The following is a 17,328-nucleotide window of genomic DNA, read 5'->3' as shown; positions in this document are numbered from 1 at the left end:
TATCAGAAATGGTGATTTTTTTTTAATACAATATAATTTTACAAAATTGTAAATTTTTTATTCAAAACTGTTGACAAAAATTAGGATATTTGATATAATTTATTCAAAAGAAAGAAAGTAGGGAGAAATTATGAAAACTAAAGGAGTTACAAATTTAGGAAAAAAACTCAGAAAAATTAGAATTGATAATGATGAAATTTCTTCTGATATGGCTCGTAAACTTGAAATTTCTGTTTCATATTTATCAGCAATCGAAAACGGAAAACGAAATATTCCAAAAGATTTTGCAGAAAAACTTTTCAAAGTCTATCAATTGAGTGAGAATGTTAAGGAAAAAATTTTGCAGGCAATAAATATTTATTCAGGCGAAATGAAGATACGGTTAGATTCTTTGAATGAAAAACAGCAAGAATTAAGTTTATTGTATGCTAGAGAAATTAGTAAGCTGAATGACAAACAAATAGAAAAGATAAGGGGGTACTTGAATGGAAATACAGAAGAATAGTTCAAAAATAAAGGTAAAGCCACTCTCTAGAAAAGATATAAGAAATATTGCTGAAACTCTAAAGAAAAAGTGGGGGTTAAAAGGAAAAAAGATAAATATTTTAAAATTTTTGGAGATATTTGTGTCTTTAGTAAAGTATGAGTATGAAATTGTAGAAGATTCTCAACTTAAAACAAATTATGCAGAATTCGATCCTTCGGACAAGGTTATGAGAATAAGAGAAAGTGTTTATTCGGGAGCGGCTAAAGGGAATACCAGAGATAGATTTACAATAGCACACGAAATAGGACATATGATATTACATTCTTTGATGGATGCTGAAATAAAATTTTGTAGATTCGATGAGACTGTGAAATCTTATGAAGATATTGAATGGCAGGCAAATACTTTTGCAGCAGAGTTTTTAGTCGATTTTTCTGAAATTGAATATATGAATATAGATGAAATATCTGAAAAATTTGGAGTATCAAGAAAAGTTGCCCAAATTCAGAAAGAGAAATTATATTTATAATTTTATATATATAAAAAAATAGTTTAACAAACGGCAAATTTGTAAAACTATTATAAATCTTGAAAAGTAAAAGATTTTGTTGTATTTCCTAAAATTATTATAACAAAAAAACCTTTATTTTTCAAGAAATATTTTGAAAAATGGAGGTGCTTATGGAAACTAAAGAAATAGCAAATTTAGCAGGACATATTTTGGAGCCAGAGTATAAATCAACAAACAGTTTGGTAAAAAGTATTGCTGGTTCAGCTTTAAAATGTTGCGGACATAAAGGAGTTCCACACGCTGAAATAATTGAAAAAGCAACGATGATAAGCTATGCTGGCTCAAAAATCTATAAAAAGATGGAAGTTAAGCTAGCGAACGAAATATTAAGAAAATATGCGTAACTGAGTTTAAAGACTAGGACAAAAAGTTCTAGTCTTTTTCTATATTCTTAATAGCTGTTTCAATTTTAACTTTTAAAATTTTCAAATCTTGAAGTTTCATTTCTTTCAGCTCAATTATTTTAATTTTCTTCAAATTTTGAATATCTTTTTCAGAAAGATTTGTTATTTTTAGTTTTTTCATTTATCGCTCCTTGATTTTTTGGTAAGGATTTGGTAAAATGAATTTGTAAAGAGTTATTTTATTTCTCTATCAATGTTCTAGCATTGATAGGGATATATTTATAATAATCAACATAAATAGTGCTCTAAGTATGTGTGGTTAAGATTAGTGCGTACTTTCGCACCATAAAGTGGTTTTGTTTATATCAATCCTTACGGTATTGATATTTTTTTTTAGAATATTTTAGAAAAAATGAGGAGAAAATTATAAATAAAAAAATAAAGAAAAAGTAAATAACATTACAAATAATGTCCAATCTAATGATATTTCTGTTCCGTCTAAATCTAACTCAGAAAAAAAGAATATGAAATAAAAGATATAGATGTTAAAAGAGAATTTAACAGCCTATATAAAAGGAACTTTGGTTAATACTGGAGAAGAAAAAGGACATTTTTTCAAAATTTCGATTCCTTGTTATGATGATGCTGGAAATGAATTGGGAAATGCACAGACAGAAGATACAGTTGACAATGTTGAAGTAAATGGAAAGTGGGAATTTAAAGCTGCATTCATGGGAACAAAGCTAGAAAAATGTGATGTTGAACAAGCGAAAGTATCAGGATTAAAAAAAAGAAAGCTTTATAATTTAAGGATTTTTTTGCAATTTTTATTTTTGTATGTTTTAAAAAATTTTTTTCAAAGAAAACAGAGTGGCTATGACCACTCTGAAATTATATTTAAATTTATTACTTTTTCAACATTCTAAATAAAAATTCTTTTGTCCTATTGTGTTTTGGTTTCTCAAAAATAATTTCTGGCTTATCATCTTCTAGAATTATCCCTTGATCCATGAAAACTACTCTACTTGAAACATCATGAGCAAAATCCATTTCATGTGTAACAACAATCATTGTAAGTCCACTTTTGGCTAAATCTTTCATTACTTTTAAAACTTCTCCAACCATTTCAGGATCTAGTGCAGATGTTGGTTCATCAAATAGTAGTACTTCTGGTTCCATCGACAAGGCTCTTGCAATTGCAACCCTTTGCTTTTGACCACCTGAGATTTGATTTGGTTTTGCATTAATAAATCTTGACATTCCAACTTTTCCTAAAAATTTTTTTGCCACTTTTTCAGCTTCTTGCCTAGTTCTTTTCAAAACTTTCATTTGTCCGATAACGCAGTTATCTAGAACACTTAAATTATTAAATAAATTAAATTGCTGAAAGACCATTCCAACTTTTTCTCTCAACTCAACCAAAGGAACATCGCCGTTCAATACATCTTTCCCGTGGATTAAGATTTGCCCGCTAGTAGGTGTTTCTAGTAAATTTATGCATCGTAAAAGCGTAGATTTTCCACTTCCAGAAGAACCTATTATACTCACGACTTCTCCTTCGTGTACATTAAAGTTTATATCTTTTAAAACCGTTCTATTCCCAAAATCTTTTCTTATATTCTTAATTTCTATTACTTTTTGTTTATCTGACATTATTTTTCTCCTTCTTCAACTTCTTCTAAAAATTCAAATGTTTGATACCATCTATTTTTTCTCAAGTTGTTTTAGAAGTAGTGATAATGTAAATGTTAAGAAGAAGTAAATCACACTTGTTATGATAAATACTTCATAGTATCTCGAATATGTTCCCGCAACAGATTTTGAAATAAAGAATAATTCTGTAACGCTGATTACGTTTAGTACAGAAGTATCTTTAATATTTACAATAAATTCATTTCCAATCATCGGTAAAATATTTCTAAACATTTGTGGGAAAATTATACTCTTCATTGTTTGGAAATTTGTCATTCCAATCGCTTTTGCGGCTTCAAATTGCCCTTTATCAATTGAATCAATTCCACCTCTTATGATCTCACTCATATAAGCTCCAGTATTTATTGAAACAATAAACAACGCAGCTACAATCGGCGATAAATTTAGTCCAAATACTTGCGATAATCCGTAGTAAATTACCATTGACTGCACCATCATCGGAGTTCCTCTAAACACTGCAATATATATTGCAAATAATTTATTTAAGATATAAAATCCTGCTTTTTTGGCTTTAGAAGTTCTGTTATCTGCTTCAGCTTCCACTTGTCTTGACAAGGCAACCACCATTCCAATTAAAAATCCAACCACAGTTCCTGTTAATGAAATAAATAGTGTCATAATTGTCCCTTTAACAAATTGATGCCAGTTTTTTTGAATAAAGAACGCAACCCATTCAAAAAATGATCTTGAAGTATTCCCAGGTTGTGTTTTTATCGCCTTTTCCATTATTTTTTGTCTTGCTTTTGGAGTTAAATCTTCATCAAGTATTTTATTTACTTTCTCTTCCAATTCTGTATTTCCCAGTTTCATTCCAATCGCAACATTTACTTCTGAAGTTTCATACTTAAATCCTGTATTTTTATCAAATGATATAAATGTTAAATTTGGATTTGAATATTGAGCTGCCATCGCTCCTGGTCTTTCTGATACATATCCATCAATTTTATTGGAATTTAGAGCAACTATCATCGCTGGGAAACTTTCCATCGCAGTCTGCTTACTAACACCTTTCATTTGATCAATTACATCATAATGCAATGTGTTTAACTGTCCTGTAATTCTTGCTCCAGAAAAATCATTGATTGATTTTGCTTTAGCATATTTTCCATTTTTCTTAACAACTACTACTAAATCTGATTCATAATACGGTTTGGTAAATAATAGACTTTGTTTTCTTTCAGGTGTCGCCGACATACCAGCTATTACCAAATCAACTTTCCCAGATGTTAGCGCAGGTCCTAACAAAGCATCCCATTCTGTTTTTACTATTACTAACTTTTTCCCTAATTTTTTAGCTATAACTTTAGCTATTTCAACATCGTAACCGCCACAGTATCCACCATTAGTTGGTACTGCACCATTTTTATTCGTGTCTTGGAACCAGTTGAATGGAGCGTACCCACACTCCATTCCCACTTTAATTTCATTACTTGCACTATACCCTGTTACGAATGTCAACATAAAAATTAAGAATACTATTAATCTACTTTTTATTTTGTTCATTCTCATTTTTATTCTTACAATGCTCCTTCTTTAATTAATGTTTCGGCAATTTGAATTGTATTTGTTGCCGCACCTTTTCTAATGTTGTCTGCAACTACCCATAAATTTAATCCATTATCAACAGTATCATCTCTTCTTATTCTACCAACATAAACTTCATCAGTATCTTGTGCTGTTATTGGCATTGGATAAACTTTGTTTTTACCATCATTTTGAACGATTACACCTTCTTTTTCTTCAAATGCTTTAATTACATCTTCTAATTCAAAAGGTTTTTCCAATTCAACATTTACAGAAACTCCATGTCCAAATTTAACTGGAATTCTAACACAAGTTGCTGTAACTTTTAAATTTGGTAAACTTAAAATTTTTCTTGTTTCATTTATCATTTTTTCTTCTTCTTTTGTATATCCATTTTCTAAAAATACATCAATGTGTGGCAATGCATTGAAAGCTATTTGATGAGGGAAATTTGTTGATGGTTTTCCTTGTAAATTATTTTCTAAATCATCTAATCCTTTTTTTCCAGCTCCTGCAACTGCTTGATAAGTTGAGTAAATTACTCTTTTTAATCCATATTTATCTTGCAATACTTTTAAAATTGGCATTACTTGAATTGTTGAACAATTTGGGTTTGCAATAATTCCTCTGTGATTTTTCAATGCTTCTGGATTTGCTTCAGGTACAACTAAAGGAATGTCTTTATCCATTCTCCAAGCACTACTATTATCCACTACTACAGCACCTTTATCTCTAAATTTAGGTGCGAACTCTTTAGAAATTCCTCCTCCTGCTGAGAATAAAGCTACATCAATATCTTCTTTAATATTTTCGTCTTTCAATTCGATTACTGTGTATTCTTTTCCTCCCCAATTTACAACTTTTCCAGCCGATCTAGCCGATGCATAAAGATATAAATTTTCCACTGGGAAATTTCTTTCTTTTAATACTTTTAAAAATGTTTGTCCTACTAATCCTGTTGCTCCAACTACTGCTACGTTATATTTTTTACTCATTATACTTTCTCCTCCTAGTAATTTTTATTATTTATTAAAAATTTTGTTTTTACTGGTTAAATTATATCACAAAAATTTTATTTTTTCACTTTTTTTTAGAAAAAAGCAATTCATTTCCTAATTAAATGAAAAAACTTCTTGCCAATATTTGTTAGAGTTCAAAAATTTCCTTTTCTAAAAATTTTTTATATAAATAAAAAATGCTGATAACGAACATCAGCATATAAAATATATAATCTAAAATAAAATCACATTTATATATCTGACAGCTCACCATTACATATTATAATGGCAGTTCTATAGATATTCTCCATAGACCCAGCAGCAAAGTTCATCACTCTTCCTGCTTCGGCGATTTCCCCTTTCAAATTATTTCATTGAATTGACTTTCTCAATAAATCTACTCTTAAAAACCGCGCCTCTATCTTGTAACATTATACTAAATTTTTTTTAACTTGTAAACAGTTCAAAGAAAGTTTTTTCTTGATATAGAAATATCAAATATAAAAAAAGTTTACATTTTACTTACTTTCTTCTTTCTTTTCAAACCATTCAAAAAATTTTTCTATTCCATCTTCAAAATCTGTTTTTGGACTATAACCAAGAAGTTTTTTGGCTTTGGAAATATTAGCGTATGTCATCGGCATATCCCCTTTTTGAAAGTCGCAAAATTCTAAATCAGCTTTGTAGCCTGAAATTTTTTCCATTATTTTTACCATTTCCATAAGAGTTATTACTTTGTTGTTTCCAAGATTGAAGATTTCGTAGCATTCATTTTTTTTGTTTATAAATTTTATTGAAGCTGTGATTCCTGCGATTATATCATCAATATAAGTATAGTCCCGCCCTGTCTTGCCATCTCCATAAATTGATATTTTTTCATTGTATTTCAATTTTCTTGCAAATTTATGAATGGCTAAATCTGACCGCTGTCCTGGTCCATAAACTGTAAAAAATCTGAGCATTACAACTTTTATACTGTAATTTTTGTAATATAGATACGCCATTTCTTCGCAAGTTTTTTTAGTTAGAGCATAAGGCGATAAAGTTTTTTTTATGTTATCGCTTTCTGAAAAAGGAAGTTTTGGTGTATCTCCGTAAACTGAAGATGAAGAAGCACAGACAAAATTGTTAATTTCAAATTTTTTACATAATTCCAATAAATTTAAAGTTCCTTTTATATTTGTTTCTTCGTAGTCCAACGGTCTTTCAAAAGATGGTCGCACTCCAGCTTTTGCCGCTAAATGCACGATTCCGTCAAATTTATAGTTTTTAAAAGTTTCTTTCAAATCATCGAAATTTCTGATGTCTTTGTTTAATAAGATTATATTTTTATCTGCATTATTTATAAAGTTGACAAATTCTTTTAGATTTTTTTCTTTTTCATCATATTTTATTTCAAAAGAAGTATTTGTTGCTTCACACAAATTGGAAATTTTGATTTTGTAATCATAAAAATCGTCAAAATTGTCAACTACAATTATTTTAAAATGTTCTGATAGCAATTTTTTTACAAGATGGGATCCTATAAATCCCGCTCCACCTGTGATTAAATAAGTTTTCATTTTATTTCAATTTTCCTTTCTTTATATTTTTTTCTATTTTTTCTGTATTTTTAATAATAAGTAAATTTCTTATATAAACGATAAATCCAAATAATTGTCCCAAAGTAAAGACAATATCTTTTCTGTAAATTGCATAAATTAGCAAAAGAAAACTTCCAAAAAGGCTTAAAAACCAAAATGAAATTGGAACAACGCTTTTTTTTCTTTTTTCACTCATAATCCATTGAACTAAAAATTTTGCGGAAAACATCAGTTGTCCCGCCAATCCTAAAATTATAAATATTTTTTCCATTTTATTTTCTCCCGTCTATTTTTATTTTTTTCTATGTAAATATAGTTTGAATCATAATTTCTCGCATCTGTCATTTTATTTATTTTACTTATATTAAATCCTGCAACAAAAGTAACTATTGGAAATAGTAATCCCAAAAATATAAATCCTGCTTTTTTTCCAGCTTTTAAAAATAATAATAAACTTACCATTCCTACATTGAATAGTGAAAAAATGGAAATTACTTTAAATGGAACAAAATCTCTTGAATTTGAGAAAATCATAACGATTGAAGTTACTATAAAAATAGAAATTGTTATGAAAAAAAGAATATTTTTTGTTTCAAAAGGGATTTTTCTATAATTCATAGCTGTCAAAATTCCAATTGGAGTTACAATTGGAAGTAAGTAAATGACAAGTTTACTGCTTGAAACTGACAAATAAAATAATGTTGAAAAAATCCATATTAATAGAAATTTTTCAAAATCATTCGTATTTTTTTCTTTAATCCATAAAACAACGGATTTATACATCACATACACTGAATACACAGTCCACGGAAATACTGTCATTGGTAAAGTATATAAATAATAATAAAACGGTCTTTTATGGGCAAAAGCTTTCACTGCTCTTCCAAAAAGTTGTTTAAAAAATAATTCATTAATAAATACATTTCCTAAACTTATGTAGGCTGGAATTATCCAAAATAGGACAAATGCTAGAATTATTGCTAATCCTTTGTAAAATCCTACCTCTTTTAAAGAATATTTTTTTGAAGCTGTAAATTTGAAAAGAATTATCACTAATAACGGAGTCAAAAGACCTACGATTCCTTTAAATAAAAAGGCAAATCCGATGTAGACAAAAGTTATCCATTTTTTTTGATAATCATTTTTTTCATAACATTCAAAAAAATTTAAAAGCGATAAAGCTATGAAACAGCTAAGATAAATGTCCATTCTAACTACGATTACAGAAACATATTTAAGAATTCCTGTAAATGTTATAAATATTGACATTATAGCAATATTCTCATCAAATTTTATTTTTAAAAATCTATATAATTTTATGAGTAAAAAACTTTCAATAAATATGTTAAAAATGACAATTCCGTAAGTATAATAATTTCTAAAAATAAATTTTGAAAAGATAATTATCCAAAAGAATAGTGGCGGTTTATCCGTATAAAGTTTTCCAGATAAATAATACACAAATGGATTTTTATTTTTTATTATATTTTGAGCAATATACAAATATTTTAATTCATTTCTCTGAGTAAACATTCGATTAAAAAGTGGCAATGTTACGAGAATTAGCACAATTGGGATAAAATATTCAAATTTAAATTTTATTTTTATTTTTTTTAACTTAAAATCTTTGTAAAAATTGAATTTAGTAATTTTTTTTGTCGGCAATTTCATAGTTTATTCTCCTTTTTTTCATCCATCTCACCGCAAAAACATCTTCAAATCCGACAAATAGTCTATTAAAAGTCGTATATTTAGATTTTCCATAAATACGGTCGTAATGCGGTACTGCTATTTCAATCACAGAAAATCCATTTATTTTTGCAAGTGTGGGTAAAAATCTGTGCATTCCTTTATACAGGTAAAAAGATTTTACAACTTCCCTTTTAAACACTTTTAAAGGACAACCTGTATCGTGAATATTGTCTTTTGTAATAAAATTTCTAAATGAATTTCCAACTAATGAAGCCAGTTTTCTGTAAAAGCCGTCTTGTCTTGTCGCACGCATTCCGTTTACCATATCATATTCCTTTAAATATGGGATAAGAAGAGAAATATCTTTTGGATTTGTCTGCAAATCTCCATCCATTGACACGACAATATCTCCGCTGCAATACTTAAACCCTGCCGAAAGTGCCGCACTTTGTCCACAGTTTTTCTTAAAAAAAATAGGTTTTAAATATTTTTTATCTTTTGACAATTTTTCAAGAATCTCCTTTGATTTATCAGTACTCCCATCGTCAACTAAAATAAATTCATATTCACTATATTTCCCTTTTATCGCCAATTCCAGTTTTTCCACTAAAAGAGATATATTCTCCTCTTCATTAAAAATCGGTACAACAAATGATATTTCCATAATTTTTTCTCCTTTTTTTAAATTTATAATAAAAGAGCATTAATTTCTCCCAATTGGATAATAGTGAAAATAATTTCTAATATTTTCGTTATCTGAAAACATATTTCTAAAATCAAAAAAATAATTACTCTTCATAACATTTTTTATTTTCTCTAAATCCATATTTTTAAATTGTTCCCACTCTGTAGTCAAAATTAGACAGTCTGAATTTTTGGCACATTCATATTCGTTTTTACAATATTTAATACAATCTGAATAGTTTTCAAGTTCCTTTTTTGTCTTTTCCATTCCTCGAGGACAGTAAACTTTGATTTTTGCTCCTACATTCATCAATTTTTTTATAATTTTTATCGCAGGGGATTCCCTTATATCATCAGTTTCTGGCTTAAACGACAGTCCCAAGATTGAAATTGTCTTACCTTTTACACTTCCAAGTTTATTTTTTATCTTTTTTATCAAAATATCTTTCAAATCATCATTAAATTTCACAGTAGAATTTACAATACTCATCTCACAGTCATTATTTTTTCCAATATTTAGTATCGCAAGAGTATCTTTTGGAAAACAGGAACCTCCAAAACCAAGTCCCGCATTCAAAAATTCATTTCCAATTCTGTGGTCAAATCCCATAATTTTTGAAACATCTTCAATATTTGCTCCTGTCTTTTCAGAAAGCATCGCCATTTCATTAATAAACGATATTTTTACAGACAAAAACGCATTTGAAGAATATTTGGACAATTCTGCCGTTTCAAGATTTGTAAAAATTATTGGAATTTGTTTTTTTAAAAAGTATTCATAAATTTTATAAATTTCTTTTTTTATTTTTTCTTTATTATCATTTTCATCAATTCCTACAACAATCCTATCAGGATTTAAAAAGTCATAAACAGCCTTTCCTTCTCTTAAAAATTCAGGATTTGAAATAACTGATACATTAAGATTACCCATATTTCTTTTTTTAATTCATCTAAAATAATTTTTTTAATTTTTTTGTTTGTTCCCCCATCGGAACAGTTGATTTTGTAATAATAAGGCTATCTTTTGAAAGAAATTGAGCTAAATTTTTACTTGCAGCCGTGATATAATTCAAATTTGAACTTCCATCAGCCAAAGGTGGCGTTCCTACCGCAAGAAATATCACATCAGCATTTTTTATCCCAGAATTATAATCCAAAGTAAATTTAATTTTTCCGTTTTTCAATGACTTTTTTAAAGTTTCTTCCAATTCTGGCTCATAAATAGGCGATTTTCCCTGTTTTAACATTTCAATCTTTGTCGCATCATTATCAATACAGACAACATCAAATCCTAAATCTGACATTACAACACCTTGAACTAAACCGATGTATCCTGTTCCGATTATTGCTATATTCATAATCATTCCTCCATTAATTTAATTTTTTTCTTAAATCTATTCTTTATAAAAATAAAAATTTATTTACATATTTTTTTCTTATATAATAAATATAGCACAGAAATATATTTTAAAAGTGAATTTAAACTGAATAATCAAAAAAGAACTGTTTAAAAAATTTATTTTCTAAACAATTCTTTTTAAAAAAGTAATGAAAATTATCAAAATACATATTTAATCAAAATTTATTTTGTTAAATATTAATATTATTTAAATAATTTTTTCTAATTTATTAATAATTAATTTAGTCAATTTCAAAATCTAATATTTCCCCTGTATTTGCATCAATTTTATATTCTTTTTTAGTATTTCCTTCTATAAGATCTACTTCATAGACCAGCTTTCCTTTTTTTCTTTCAAGTTCGATACTTTTGAAAGTTGCATTTGGAGCTTGTTTTTTTGCTATGCTTTTTGCCTGCTCAACTGAAATTTTCGTGTTTGCTATTGCAGGATTTAATTCATCGTCATCTATATCAGTTTTTGCTCTAAAAATCTGCCCTGTATTTGCATCAATTTTATATTCTTTTTTAGTGTTAGTGTTTCCTTCCCACAATTCAATGTCATATACAGGTCCTCTTTTTGTATTTTCTAATTTCACTTTTTTTAATTGTCCATTCGGTGTATTTTTTTTAGCGATTTTGACAGCTTCTTCCCGACTGATTTTTGTTGCAATATTTCGATTATTTGAAGTTGCACCGTATGCAAGTAATCCTCCTAGTAATAAAAAACTTAAAATTCCTGTTTTAAAAAAATTTTTTTGATTTTTCATAGCACCATCTCCTTACAATTTTTTTTATTTTAAATATCAAAATTATATCTTTTTATTTTTTTAAATAAAGATATAATATTCTTGATATAACTATAATATCATAAAAAAGATATTTTTTGAATGAATTTAAACTGAATAAATTTTATAAAAAAGAAACTTGAAAAACTGAAATTTGTCTTTTAAAAGATTTTAGCTATTATTCTTTAAATTTTAAATTATTTAACATATTTTATGCTTAAAAATTATGAATTAATCGGTACATACATAAGAAAATTTGCAGTAGCAAGATTTTTAATTTTTTTCTTTAAACAGATATTTACATTTGTATATGATTAATGTTAAAATAATAAAAAAAGAAAGGAATATTAGTATGGCAAACAGCAATTTCTTTGGACAGTTAAGAGAAACTAGACTTTCTGAGACTGTAGAAAATATTGCTGGTGAAAGGTTGAAAGTAGCAAGTACTCAAAATGAGATTAAATCAGCTTTTGAAGAGGCATATTCTGATTTAGGTTATAAGGCTGAAATTAAATTTAGTACACCAGAAGAAACTCCTGAATTAAAAGACAAAGCAGGAACTGCTTATGTTTCATCTACTGGAGTACATACGATGATAATAAATATAAATGCCAAAGAAAATAGTACAAAATCGGGGCTTATTGGAACAATTTCGGAAGAAGGGAGTCATATTATAAATGGAGCCAAAGGAAGACAAATAGAAACAGGAACTGAAGAAAAAGGACTAGAAAGTACAAGAAGAGCAACTAATTCATATTTTCAGGATAAGTATAAGGATGACAAGACTACTATTTCTATGAAATCTGATGGCGCTATTGATACTAGTAAATTGGGAGTTAATGTTGGAGATCGTCCAGAATATGAAGATATTTTCACTATAAAAAATTCTTTATATAAAGGATTAAGCGATAATCAAATAGTTGAAAAGGTTGGTAAAGATTATAATTGGGAAGGAGTTAATTATCGAAATTTAGTAGAAGAAATAATGCAAAAAGATCATGATAATTCACTATTAAGTTATATTAAAGATCATGTTGGAGAAAAAATAACAATAGCAGTTATTTCAACTTTAGCAAGGAAATATTTAATTGGAAAAGGACTTTCTAATGCAGCTGCAACAAAAGCAGGAGGTTGGATTGCATTTGGATTATTTACAGTTAATGAAGTAAGTAAATTGAAAGAATTTAGAAATTTTGGTTCAAATGGTAGAGCAGCTTTAATTTTAGCATTAGGAAAAGAAAGAGAGAGATTTAATAGTGCTGTAAAGGCAGCAAGTTGGGAAAGTAATTATATAAAAAATAATTTTTATAATGGAGCAAAGAAAATTGAGAATGAAAATAATTTTGATATATTTTACCAAACTGAATATTTATTATGGCAACAAACATATGAAAAATGGCCAAAAGAACATCAAGAATTTTTTAAAAATGCTATAAATGCTTCAGGAAAAGGTAAGGAATTAAATACTATCATAAAATCTCAAAAAAGATATTACAGATTTATAAATAGTGGATATTATAAAAATTCAAATGGTAAAAATATCTATTATCCCGCTGGAAGTCCTAATTGGTATAATAGAAGAAATGGAGAAACTAATTGGAATGTTTGGAATAGTTTTTAAATTCATAAAAAATAATGAATATGTATATTATTCATTGTATTCAGTGTTAAGTTTAGCAATAATATTTATATTTTATAAATATATAAAATTATTTGAAAAATTTAATGATTTAAAAAAAATATTTTTATGGTATTTAGTATTCTTTGGAATTTATGGACCTTATAAAAAATTAAAAGTTAAAAATTATTTAATTAGATTTTTAATATCGACATCTATTTTAGTTATAATTTCAATAGGTGATAAGCTATGAAAATATTAATTGTAATTATTTTTTACTTAAGGATATTTATTTTGATTAAATTGTTGTTTTTATCTAATTTAAATATTCCAAAAGAAAATGAAATATATACATATTTAAAATTTGTAAATTTTGAATATACGTTATTAATTTTTAGTAATGACAAAAAAAATATATTGAATTTGTTTATAAATATTTGCTTTCTCTTTTGGCTTTTAAAAATTATGTAAATATATTCTAAATTATATACATATAAAAAATGTATCAAGGAATAACTTATGAAAATTATAAAATAATTGAAGAAAAAGGAAGTATTTGTAAATTAGTTGATAAAGATTTTCCACTTTCTTCTAGAACAATAATACATCTTATAAAAAAAATATCTGATAATATGCAGTAGCACGAATATTAAATAACGATAGATATATGGTTATTGATAACGTTACAGAACATTTGATGAAAAAATTATAATAGATGATTAATGATATAATTCCTACTCATTTAATAATAAAAAATTCAGACACATTAATCGAAAAGCAAATTTTAATACCAAACAAGTTTAAAATTTGTGAGAGTGTCCAAAATTTTATATAAACTCAAAATATAATATATATGCAGGATGATATTTTTATCATCCTGTTTTTAAATTTTTATTTTTATAATTTAAAGTATTTGCCATTATATCTTTTTTTAAGATTCCAATATTTGTTTTTCTGTCATAAGAAAATAATCTTGTTTTTCTAATTCTTTCTTTATTCTCAAACATCTTTTTATGCACAAATTTTGCGATAAAATATGAAAGAATAACACTTGCAACAACATCAGTAGTCCAATGACGCACCAAATAAATACGGCTCATTCCTACTAAAATTCCCAAGATGAATAACGGTATTTTTATTGCTTTGCTTTTTATGATAAAAGATAAAATCCAAATTGTTCCCCAAATAGTAATTGTATGTCCTGATGGAAAAGATACATAACTTCCTTTCCAAAATGAACTATTTTTAATCAAAGTCATTATTCCATAAAATTTATCAGGATTTATAGTTATCGACGGTCTTGCTCTTGCGAATAACACTTTCATTATATTCAATATAATTTGAGTAGAAAGCAAAGTAAAAATTACTGCTAAAATATATTTTTTTAAAAAATTATATTTCTGTTTATTGATTAAAAAGAATGATAGCAATACAACTGTAAGCATTAATTCCAAATATCCTTCTCCAAATTTAGTAATTAAACGAAAAAATTTTTCAATACTTTCTGAATGTTTAAAAATGCTGAAATTTGAATTATAAGATAAATGTTTAAAAAAGAATTTATCTACAGAAAAAATATAATTTGTTAGTTTCAATTGCATCACATCTCCTTCTTTATTTTTATTTTAGATAATTAGTAATTTCTAAATTTATATATTCTTATTTTTTTAAAATTAAGATATAATATTTTCGATAAGTAATGGTATCATAAAAAACAAATTTTAAACTGAATTTAAACTGAATAAATTCTTTATTAAATAAAATAAAAAAGGAACTTACAAAAAGCTCCTGTTTTATTATTAAAATTACTTTATTAATGAAAAAATTATTAGTTTATTTAATTTAATGCCTTTTTATTTTTGTAAAATTAAGATATAATATTTTCAATAAGTAATGGTATCATAAAAAGTAAATTTAAAACTGAATTTAAACTGAATAAATTTTAGAAAGGAAAAAATAAAAGAAAAAAATGGGAAAGATATTAGTTGTTGAAGATGATAAAAAAATATCACGTATTTTAAAATTACAGCTTGAACACAAAAATCATGAAATAACGATAATCGAAAATGGAATTGACGCATTAAATGAAATTGACAGAAAAAGGGACTTTTATGATTTGATGCTTCTGGATTTGGGACTTCCTTCGATGGAAGGGAATGATGTCTGCAAAAATGTTAGAAAAATATCAGAAGTTCCAATAATCGTTGTTTCTGCGAAAAATAATACGGAAGAAAAAGTTGAATTATTAAAATCAGGAGCGAGCGATTATGTTACAAAACCTTTTGATTTTCTTGAGCTTGATGCAAGAATTGACATAAATATTAGAAAAGAGAAAATTTCTGAAATCGTTTATAAAACTTTAAAGTTAAATACAGAAAATTATTCTGTTTATTTGGAAGAAACTCCTGTTTTATTGACAAAAACAGAATTTGAGCTGGTTAAACTTTTGACTGAGAATAAAGAGGAAATTGTTTCACGAGATAAAATCGTTGAAAAAATATGGGGCTGGGAAGCTAGTGATAATCTTCTTGACAGCACGATGAAAAAAATTAGGCAAAAATTGGGAAAAGAAAAAATTAAAACTGTGAGAGGAATTGGGTATATTTTAAAAATATGAAAAAAATAAAATTAAAAAAAATAAAAGATAAAATAATTTTTGCAAATACAGTAAGTCTAGTTTTTATCTCATTTATAATTATCTTGGGAATGACCATATTTTTAATTCATAAAGCTGTTGAAGCGGAAACTAAAGAAATGGATAAACTTGTCTTATCTGCCATCGAAAAATTAAATAATGTTCCGACTGATAAATTGAAAGAAACTTACAAAAACTATGATTATGCTGATAAACAATATATTTCCCTTGCAGTTGAAAAAAATGGGAATTTCATTTATTTGACAGATGACGAAAATCATTCGGATTTTAAGAAAATTAAAGAGAATAAACTTGAAACAAAATGGGACAGATTTGTCTACAAAAGAATTTACACTGTGAATAATACAAAATATTATGCAATAAGAAATTTTGAATTTATGGAAGCACATGAAATTTTGTATGTTATGCTTTTAATGTTTATTTTAATCACAATTTCAATTATCATAATTTCAAAAATTGTAGCAGAATATGTGTTAAATCCGTTGTCAAATATAATTTTTCAAAGTAAGGAAATAAATAATCATAATATTGATGCACAATTGACCAAAACAAGAGATGACGAAATTGGAGAATTAATTGATGTGTTGAATGAAACTTTTAAGAAAAAAGAGGAGATTATAAAGAGTCAAAAGACTTTTTCTTCTGATGTGTCGCACGAATTAAAAACGCCACTTGCCATAATGAAAGGTTATTTAGATATATTAGAATGGGGAAAAAATGACAAAGATTTATTAAATGAAGCCATTGAAAATTTGAATCTTGAGGTAAAAAATATTGAAAGAATAATAAATACATTATTTTTAAGTTCTAATCTCGAAAAAATTACTATTAAAAAAGAAGTTATCGATGTAAAACAACTTTTTGAAAAAATAAAAAAAGATTATGAACTTTTGAATATCAAAAGGAAAATTTTAGTAAAATCCGATGGCAATGTGAATATTTTTGTTGATAAAAACTTAATTTCAGAAGTTTTACGTGGATTGATTGACAATAGCATAAAATATTCTGTCGGAAATATTGAATTAATTGCCAAAGAAGATGAAATGGCTGAAATTATCGTAAGAAATTATGGAGAAGGGATTCCTGAAGAAGAAAAGAAAAAACTGTTTAATCGTAATTTTCAAGGGAAAAACGCTAAAAAAGGAGCAGGACTTGGACTTTCAATTATAAAAGATATAATTTTGTTAAATGACGGCGAAATTTATTTAGAAAATAGAGAAAATGGACTTGATGTAAGAATGATATTTAAAAAAATTGAATTTGAAAAATAAAAG

General features: G+C 26.5%; 21 protein-coding genes and 1 riboswitch. Of the genes, 9 read left to right on the top strand and 12 right to left on the bottom strand.

Annotated elements, in window-relative coordinates; genetic code table 11:
• Nucleotides 1-130: 130 nt before the first annotated feature.
• From AB8B22_RS08295 to AB8B22_RS08285, 3 genes are all read left to right on the top strand, one after another.
• Nucleotides 131-505 carry a helix-turn-helix domain-containing protein gene (locus AB8B22_RS08295; RefSeq protein WP_369710754.1) on the top strand — a complete coding sequence of 125 codons (375 nt, stop codon included), beginning with the start codon at nt 131-133 and terminating at the stop codon, nt 503-505.
• Nucleotides 486-1,016, top strand: coding sequence for an ImmA/IrrE family metallo-endopeptidase (locus tag AB8B22_RS08290; RefSeq protein WP_369710753.1), 531 nt, complete (start codon nt 486-488; stop codon nt 1,014-1,016). Before AB8B22_RS08295 ends, AB8B22_RS08290 begins: the two co-directional genes overlap by 20 nt.
• Nucleotides 1,017-1,168: 152 nt before the next feature.
• Nucleotides 1,169-1,402: a hypothetical protein gene (locus tag AB8B22_RS08285; RefSeq protein ID WP_314081238.1), complete on the top strand. Its 234-nt coding sequence runs from the start codon at nt 1,169-1,171 to the stop codon at nt 1,400-1,402.
• Between the two features lie 28 nt (nt 1,403-1,430).
• On the opposite strand, the gene AB8B22_RS08280 is transcribed toward AB8B22_RS08285, so the two are convergent.
• Nucleotides 1,431-1,583 carry a hypothetical protein gene (locus AB8B22_RS08280; RefSeq protein ID WP_314081241.1) on the bottom strand — a complete coding sequence of 51 codons (153 nt, stop codon included), beginning with the start codon at nt 1,581-1,583 and terminating at the stop codon, nt 1,431-1,433.
• A gap of 361 nt (nt 1,584-1,944) precedes the next feature.
• Between AB8B22_RS08280 and AB8B22_RS08275 the strand changes: the two genes are divergently transcribed.
• The gene (locus tag AB8B22_RS08275; protein ID WP_369710752.1) at nt 1,945-2,328 is read left to right on the top strand and encodes an FxLYD domain-containing protein; all 384 of its coding nucleotides are present in this window, start codon (nt 1,945-1,947) and stop codon (nt 2,326-2,328) included.
• Here the strand turns inward: AB8B22_RS08275 and AB8B22_RS08270 are convergent.
• The 10 genes from AB8B22_RS08270 to AB8B22_RS08225 all read right to left on the bottom strand — a co-directional run bounded on the left by AB8B22_RS08270 (nt 2,309) and on the right by AB8B22_RS08225 (nt 11,762).
• Nucleotides 2,309-3,055 (bottom strand): amino acid ABC transporter ATP-binding protein, encoded by a 747-nt coding sequence (locus AB8B22_RS08270; RefSeq protein WP_094079881.1) that lies wholly within the window; start codon nt 3,053-3,055, stop codon nt 2,309-2,311. The two genes, AB8B22_RS08275 and AB8B22_RS08270, sit on opposite strands and share 20 nt — an antisense overlap.
• A 51-nt stretch (nt 3,056-3,106) precedes the next feature.
• The gene (locus tag AB8B22_RS08265; protein ID WP_369710751.1) at nt 3,107-4,624 is read right to left on the bottom strand and encodes an ABC transporter substrate-binding protein/permease; all 1,518 of its coding nucleotides are present in this window, start codon (nt 4,622-4,624) and stop codon (nt 3,107-3,109) included.
• 8 nt (nt 4,625-4,632) lie between these two features.
• Nucleotides 4,633-5,634, bottom strand: coding sequence for an aspartate-semialdehyde dehydrogenase (locus tag AB8B22_RS08260; protein ID WP_369710750.1), 1,002 nt, complete (start codon nt 5,632-5,634; stop codon nt 4,633-4,635).
• A gap of 258 nt (nt 5,635-5,892) precedes the next feature.
• Nucleotides 5,893-6,066: riboswitch (Lysine riboswitch) on the bottom strand.
• Nucleotides 6,067-6,155: 89 nt separating this feature from the next.
• The gene (locus tag AB8B22_RS08255; RefSeq protein ID WP_369710749.1) at nt 6,156-7,199 is read right to left on the bottom strand and encodes a GDP-mannose 4,6-dehydratase; all 1,044 of its coding nucleotides are present in this window, start codon (nt 7,197-7,199) and stop codon (nt 6,156-6,158) included.
• A gap of 1 nt (nt 7,200) precedes the next feature.
• Complete coding sequence (locus tag AB8B22_RS08250; RefSeq protein WP_369710748.1) at nt 7,201-7,491, bottom strand: lipid-A-disaccharide synthase N-terminal domain-containing protein; 291 nt, start codon at nt 7,489-7,491, stop codon at nt 7,201-7,203.
• Nucleotides 7,473-8,891 (bottom strand): ArnT family glycosyltransferase, encoded by a 1,419-nt coding sequence (locus tag AB8B22_RS08245; RefSeq protein WP_369710747.1) that lies wholly within the window; start codon nt 8,889-8,891, stop codon nt 7,473-7,475. Before AB8B22_RS08245 ends, AB8B22_RS08250 begins: the two co-directional genes overlap by 19 nt.
• Entirely contained in the window at nt 8,863-9,579 is a 717-nt protein-coding gene (locus AB8B22_RS08240; RefSeq protein WP_369711944.1) for a glycosyltransferase family 2 protein, read from the bottom strand. The genes AB8B22_RS08245 and AB8B22_RS08240 overlap by 29 nt, the downstream gene beginning before the upstream one ends.
• 36 nt (nt 9,580-9,615) lie before the next feature.
• Nucleotides 9,616-10,527 (bottom strand): UDP-glucose dehydrogenase family protein, encoded by a 912-nt coding sequence (locus AB8B22_RS08235; RefSeq protein WP_369710746.1) that lies wholly within the window; start codon nt 10,525-10,527, stop codon nt 9,616-9,618.
• 19 nt (nt 10,528-10,546) lie between these two features.
• Nucleotides 10,547-10,954, bottom strand: coding sequence for an NAD-binding protein (locus AB8B22_RS08230; protein ID WP_369710745.1), 408 nt, complete (start codon nt 10,952-10,954; stop codon nt 10,547-10,549).
• Nucleotides 10,955-11,237: 283 nt separating this feature from the next.
• Nucleotides 11,238-11,762, bottom strand: a complete 525-nt coding sequence (locus AB8B22_RS08225; protein ID WP_369710744.1) for a PepSY domain-containing protein — start codon at nt 11,760-11,762, stop codon at nt 11,238-11,240.
• Nucleotides 11,763-12,132: 370 nt separating this feature from the next.
• On the opposite strand from AB8B22_RS08225, the gene AB8B22_RS08220 reads away from it, so the two are divergent.
• From AB8B22_RS08220 to AB8B22_RS08210, 3 genes are all read left to right on the top strand, one after another.
• A complete protein-coding gene (locus AB8B22_RS08220; protein ID WP_369710743.1) occupies nt 12,133-13,401 on the top strand; it encodes a hypothetical protein in 1,269 nt (422 codons plus the stop codon).
• Entirely contained in the window at nt 13,382-13,651 is a 270-nt protein-coding gene (locus AB8B22_RS08215) for a hypothetical protein (protein WP_018497864.1), read from the top strand. The genes AB8B22_RS08220 and AB8B22_RS08215 overlap by 20 nt, the downstream gene beginning before the upstream one ends.
• Before the next feature lie 247 nt (nt 13,652-13,898).
• Nucleotides 13,899-14,039 (top strand): hypothetical protein, encoded by a 141-nt coding sequence (locus tag AB8B22_RS08210; protein ID WP_369710742.1) that lies wholly within the window; start codon nt 13,899-13,901, stop codon nt 14,037-14,039.
• A 231-nt stretch (nt 14,040-14,270) separates the two neighbouring features.
• Here the strand turns inward: AB8B22_RS08210 and AB8B22_RS08205 are convergent, their stop codons facing one another.
• Complete coding sequence (locus tag AB8B22_RS08205) at nt 14,271-14,999, bottom strand: phosphatase PAP2 family protein (RefSeq protein WP_369710741.1); 729 nt, start codon at nt 14,997-14,999, stop codon at nt 14,271-14,273.
• Between the two features lie 368 nt (nt 15,000-15,367).
• Between AB8B22_RS08205 and AB8B22_RS08200 the strand changes: the two genes are divergently transcribed.
• Both AB8B22_RS08200 and AB8B22_RS08195 read left to right on the top strand, forming a co-directional pair.
• Nucleotides 15,368-16,015: a response regulator transcription factor gene (locus tag AB8B22_RS08200; RefSeq protein ID WP_369710740.1), complete on the top strand. Its 648-nt coding sequence runs from the start codon at nt 15,368-15,370 to the stop codon at nt 16,013-16,015.
• Nucleotides 16,012-17,325 (top strand): sensor histidine kinase, encoded by a 1,314-nt coding sequence (locus AB8B22_RS08195; RefSeq protein ID WP_369710739.1) that lies wholly within the window; start codon nt 16,012-16,014, stop codon nt 17,323-17,325. Before AB8B22_RS08200 ends, AB8B22_RS08195 begins: the two co-directional genes overlap by 4 nt.
• Nucleotides 17,326-17,328: the final 3 nt, after the last annotated feature.

Origin of the sequence: Leptotrichia rugosa, assembly GCF_041200005.1 — a bacterium.
GTDB classification, from domain to species: domain Bacteria; phylum Fusobacteriota; class Fusobacteriia; order Fusobacteriales; family Leptotrichiaceae; genus Leptotrichia; species Leptotrichia rugosa.
The sequence above is the reverse complement of the archived record's forward strand: the minus strand, read 5'-3'. Positions and strand labels throughout refer to the sequence as shown.

What these genes read in the sequence shown, in the direction of transcription:
- AB8B22_RS08255 (WP_369710749.1), bottom strand. Translation starts at nt 7,199, where the DNA reads ATGAAAACTTATTTAATCACAGGTGGAGCGGGATTTATAGGATCCCAT.
- AB8B22_RS08250 (WP_369710748.1), bottom strand. Translation starts at nt 7,491, where the DNA reads ATGGAAAAAATATTTATAATTTTAGGATTGGCGGGACAACTGATGTTT.
- AB8B22_RS08290 (WP_369710753.1), top strand. Translation starts at nt 486, where the DNA reads ATGGAAATACAGAAGAATAGTTCAAAAATAAAGGTAAAGCCACTCTCT.
- AB8B22_RS08245 (WP_369710747.1), bottom strand. Translation starts at nt 8,891, where the DNA reads ATGAAATTGCCGACAAAAAAAATTACTAAATTCAATTTTTACAAAGAT.
- AB8B22_RS08225 (WP_369710744.1), bottom strand. Translation starts at nt 11,762, where the DNA reads ATGAAAAATCAAAAAAATTTTTTTAAAACAGGAATTTTAAGTTTTTTA.
- AB8B22_RS08275 (WP_369710752.1), top strand. Translation starts at nt 1,945, where the DNA reads ATGTTAAAAGAGAATTTAACAGCCTATATAAAAGGAACTTTGGTTAAT.
- AB8B22_RS08235 (WP_369710746.1), bottom strand. Translation starts at nt 10,527, where the DNA reads ATGGGTAATCTTAATGTATCAGTTATTTCAAATCCTGAATTTTTAAGA.
- AB8B22_RS08295 (WP_369710754.1), top strand. Translation starts at nt 131, where the DNA reads ATGAAAACTAAAGGAGTTACAAATTTAGGAAAAAAACTCAGAAAAATT.
- AB8B22_RS08265 (WP_369710751.1), bottom strand. Translation starts at nt 4,624, where the DNA reads ATGAGAATGAACAAAATAAAAAGTAGATTAATAGTATTCTTAATTTTT.
- AB8B22_RS08210 (WP_369710742.1), top strand. Translation starts at nt 13,899, where the DNA reads ATGTATCAAGGAATAACTTATGAAAATTATAAAATAATTGAAGAAAAA.
- AB8B22_RS08220 (WP_369710743.1), top strand. Translation starts at nt 12,133, where the DNA reads ATGGCAAACAGCAATTTCTTTGGACAGTTAAGAGAAACTAGACTTTCT.
- AB8B22_RS08205 (WP_369710741.1), bottom strand. Translation starts at nt 14,999, where the DNA reads ATGCAATTGAAACTAACAAATTATATTTTTTCTGTAGATAAATTCTTT.
- AB8B22_RS08260 (WP_369710750.1), bottom strand. Translation starts at nt 5,634, where the DNA reads ATGAGTAAAAAATATAACGTAGCAGTAGTTGGAGCAACAGGATTAGTA.
- AB8B22_RS08230 (WP_369710745.1), bottom strand. Translation starts at nt 10,954, where the DNA reads ATGAATATAGCAATAATCGGAACAGGATACATCGGTTTAGTTCAAGGT.
- AB8B22_RS08285 (WP_314081238.1), top strand. Translation starts at nt 1,169, where the DNA reads ATGGAAACTAAAGAAATAGCAAATTTAGCAGGACATATTTTGGAGCCA.
- AB8B22_RS08215 (WP_018497864.1), top strand. Translation starts at nt 13,382, where the DNA reads ATGTTTGGAATAGTTTTTAAATTCATAAAAAATAATGAATATGTATAT.
- AB8B22_RS08270 (WP_094079881.1), bottom strand. Translation starts at nt 3,055, where the DNA reads ATGTCAGATAAACAAAAAGTAATAGAAATTAAGAATATAAGAAAAGAT.
- AB8B22_RS08195 (WP_369710739.1), top strand. Translation starts at nt 16,012, where the DNA reads ATGAAAAAAATAAAATTAAAAAAAATAAAAGATAAAATAATTTTTGCA.
- AB8B22_RS08200 (WP_369710740.1), top strand. Translation starts at nt 15,368, where the DNA reads ATGGGAAAGATATTAGTTGTTGAAGATGATAAAAAAATATCACGTATT.
- AB8B22_RS08280 (WP_314081241.1), bottom strand. Translation starts at nt 1,583, where the DNA reads ATGAAAAAACTAAAAATAACAAATCTTTCTGAAAAAGATATTCAAAAT.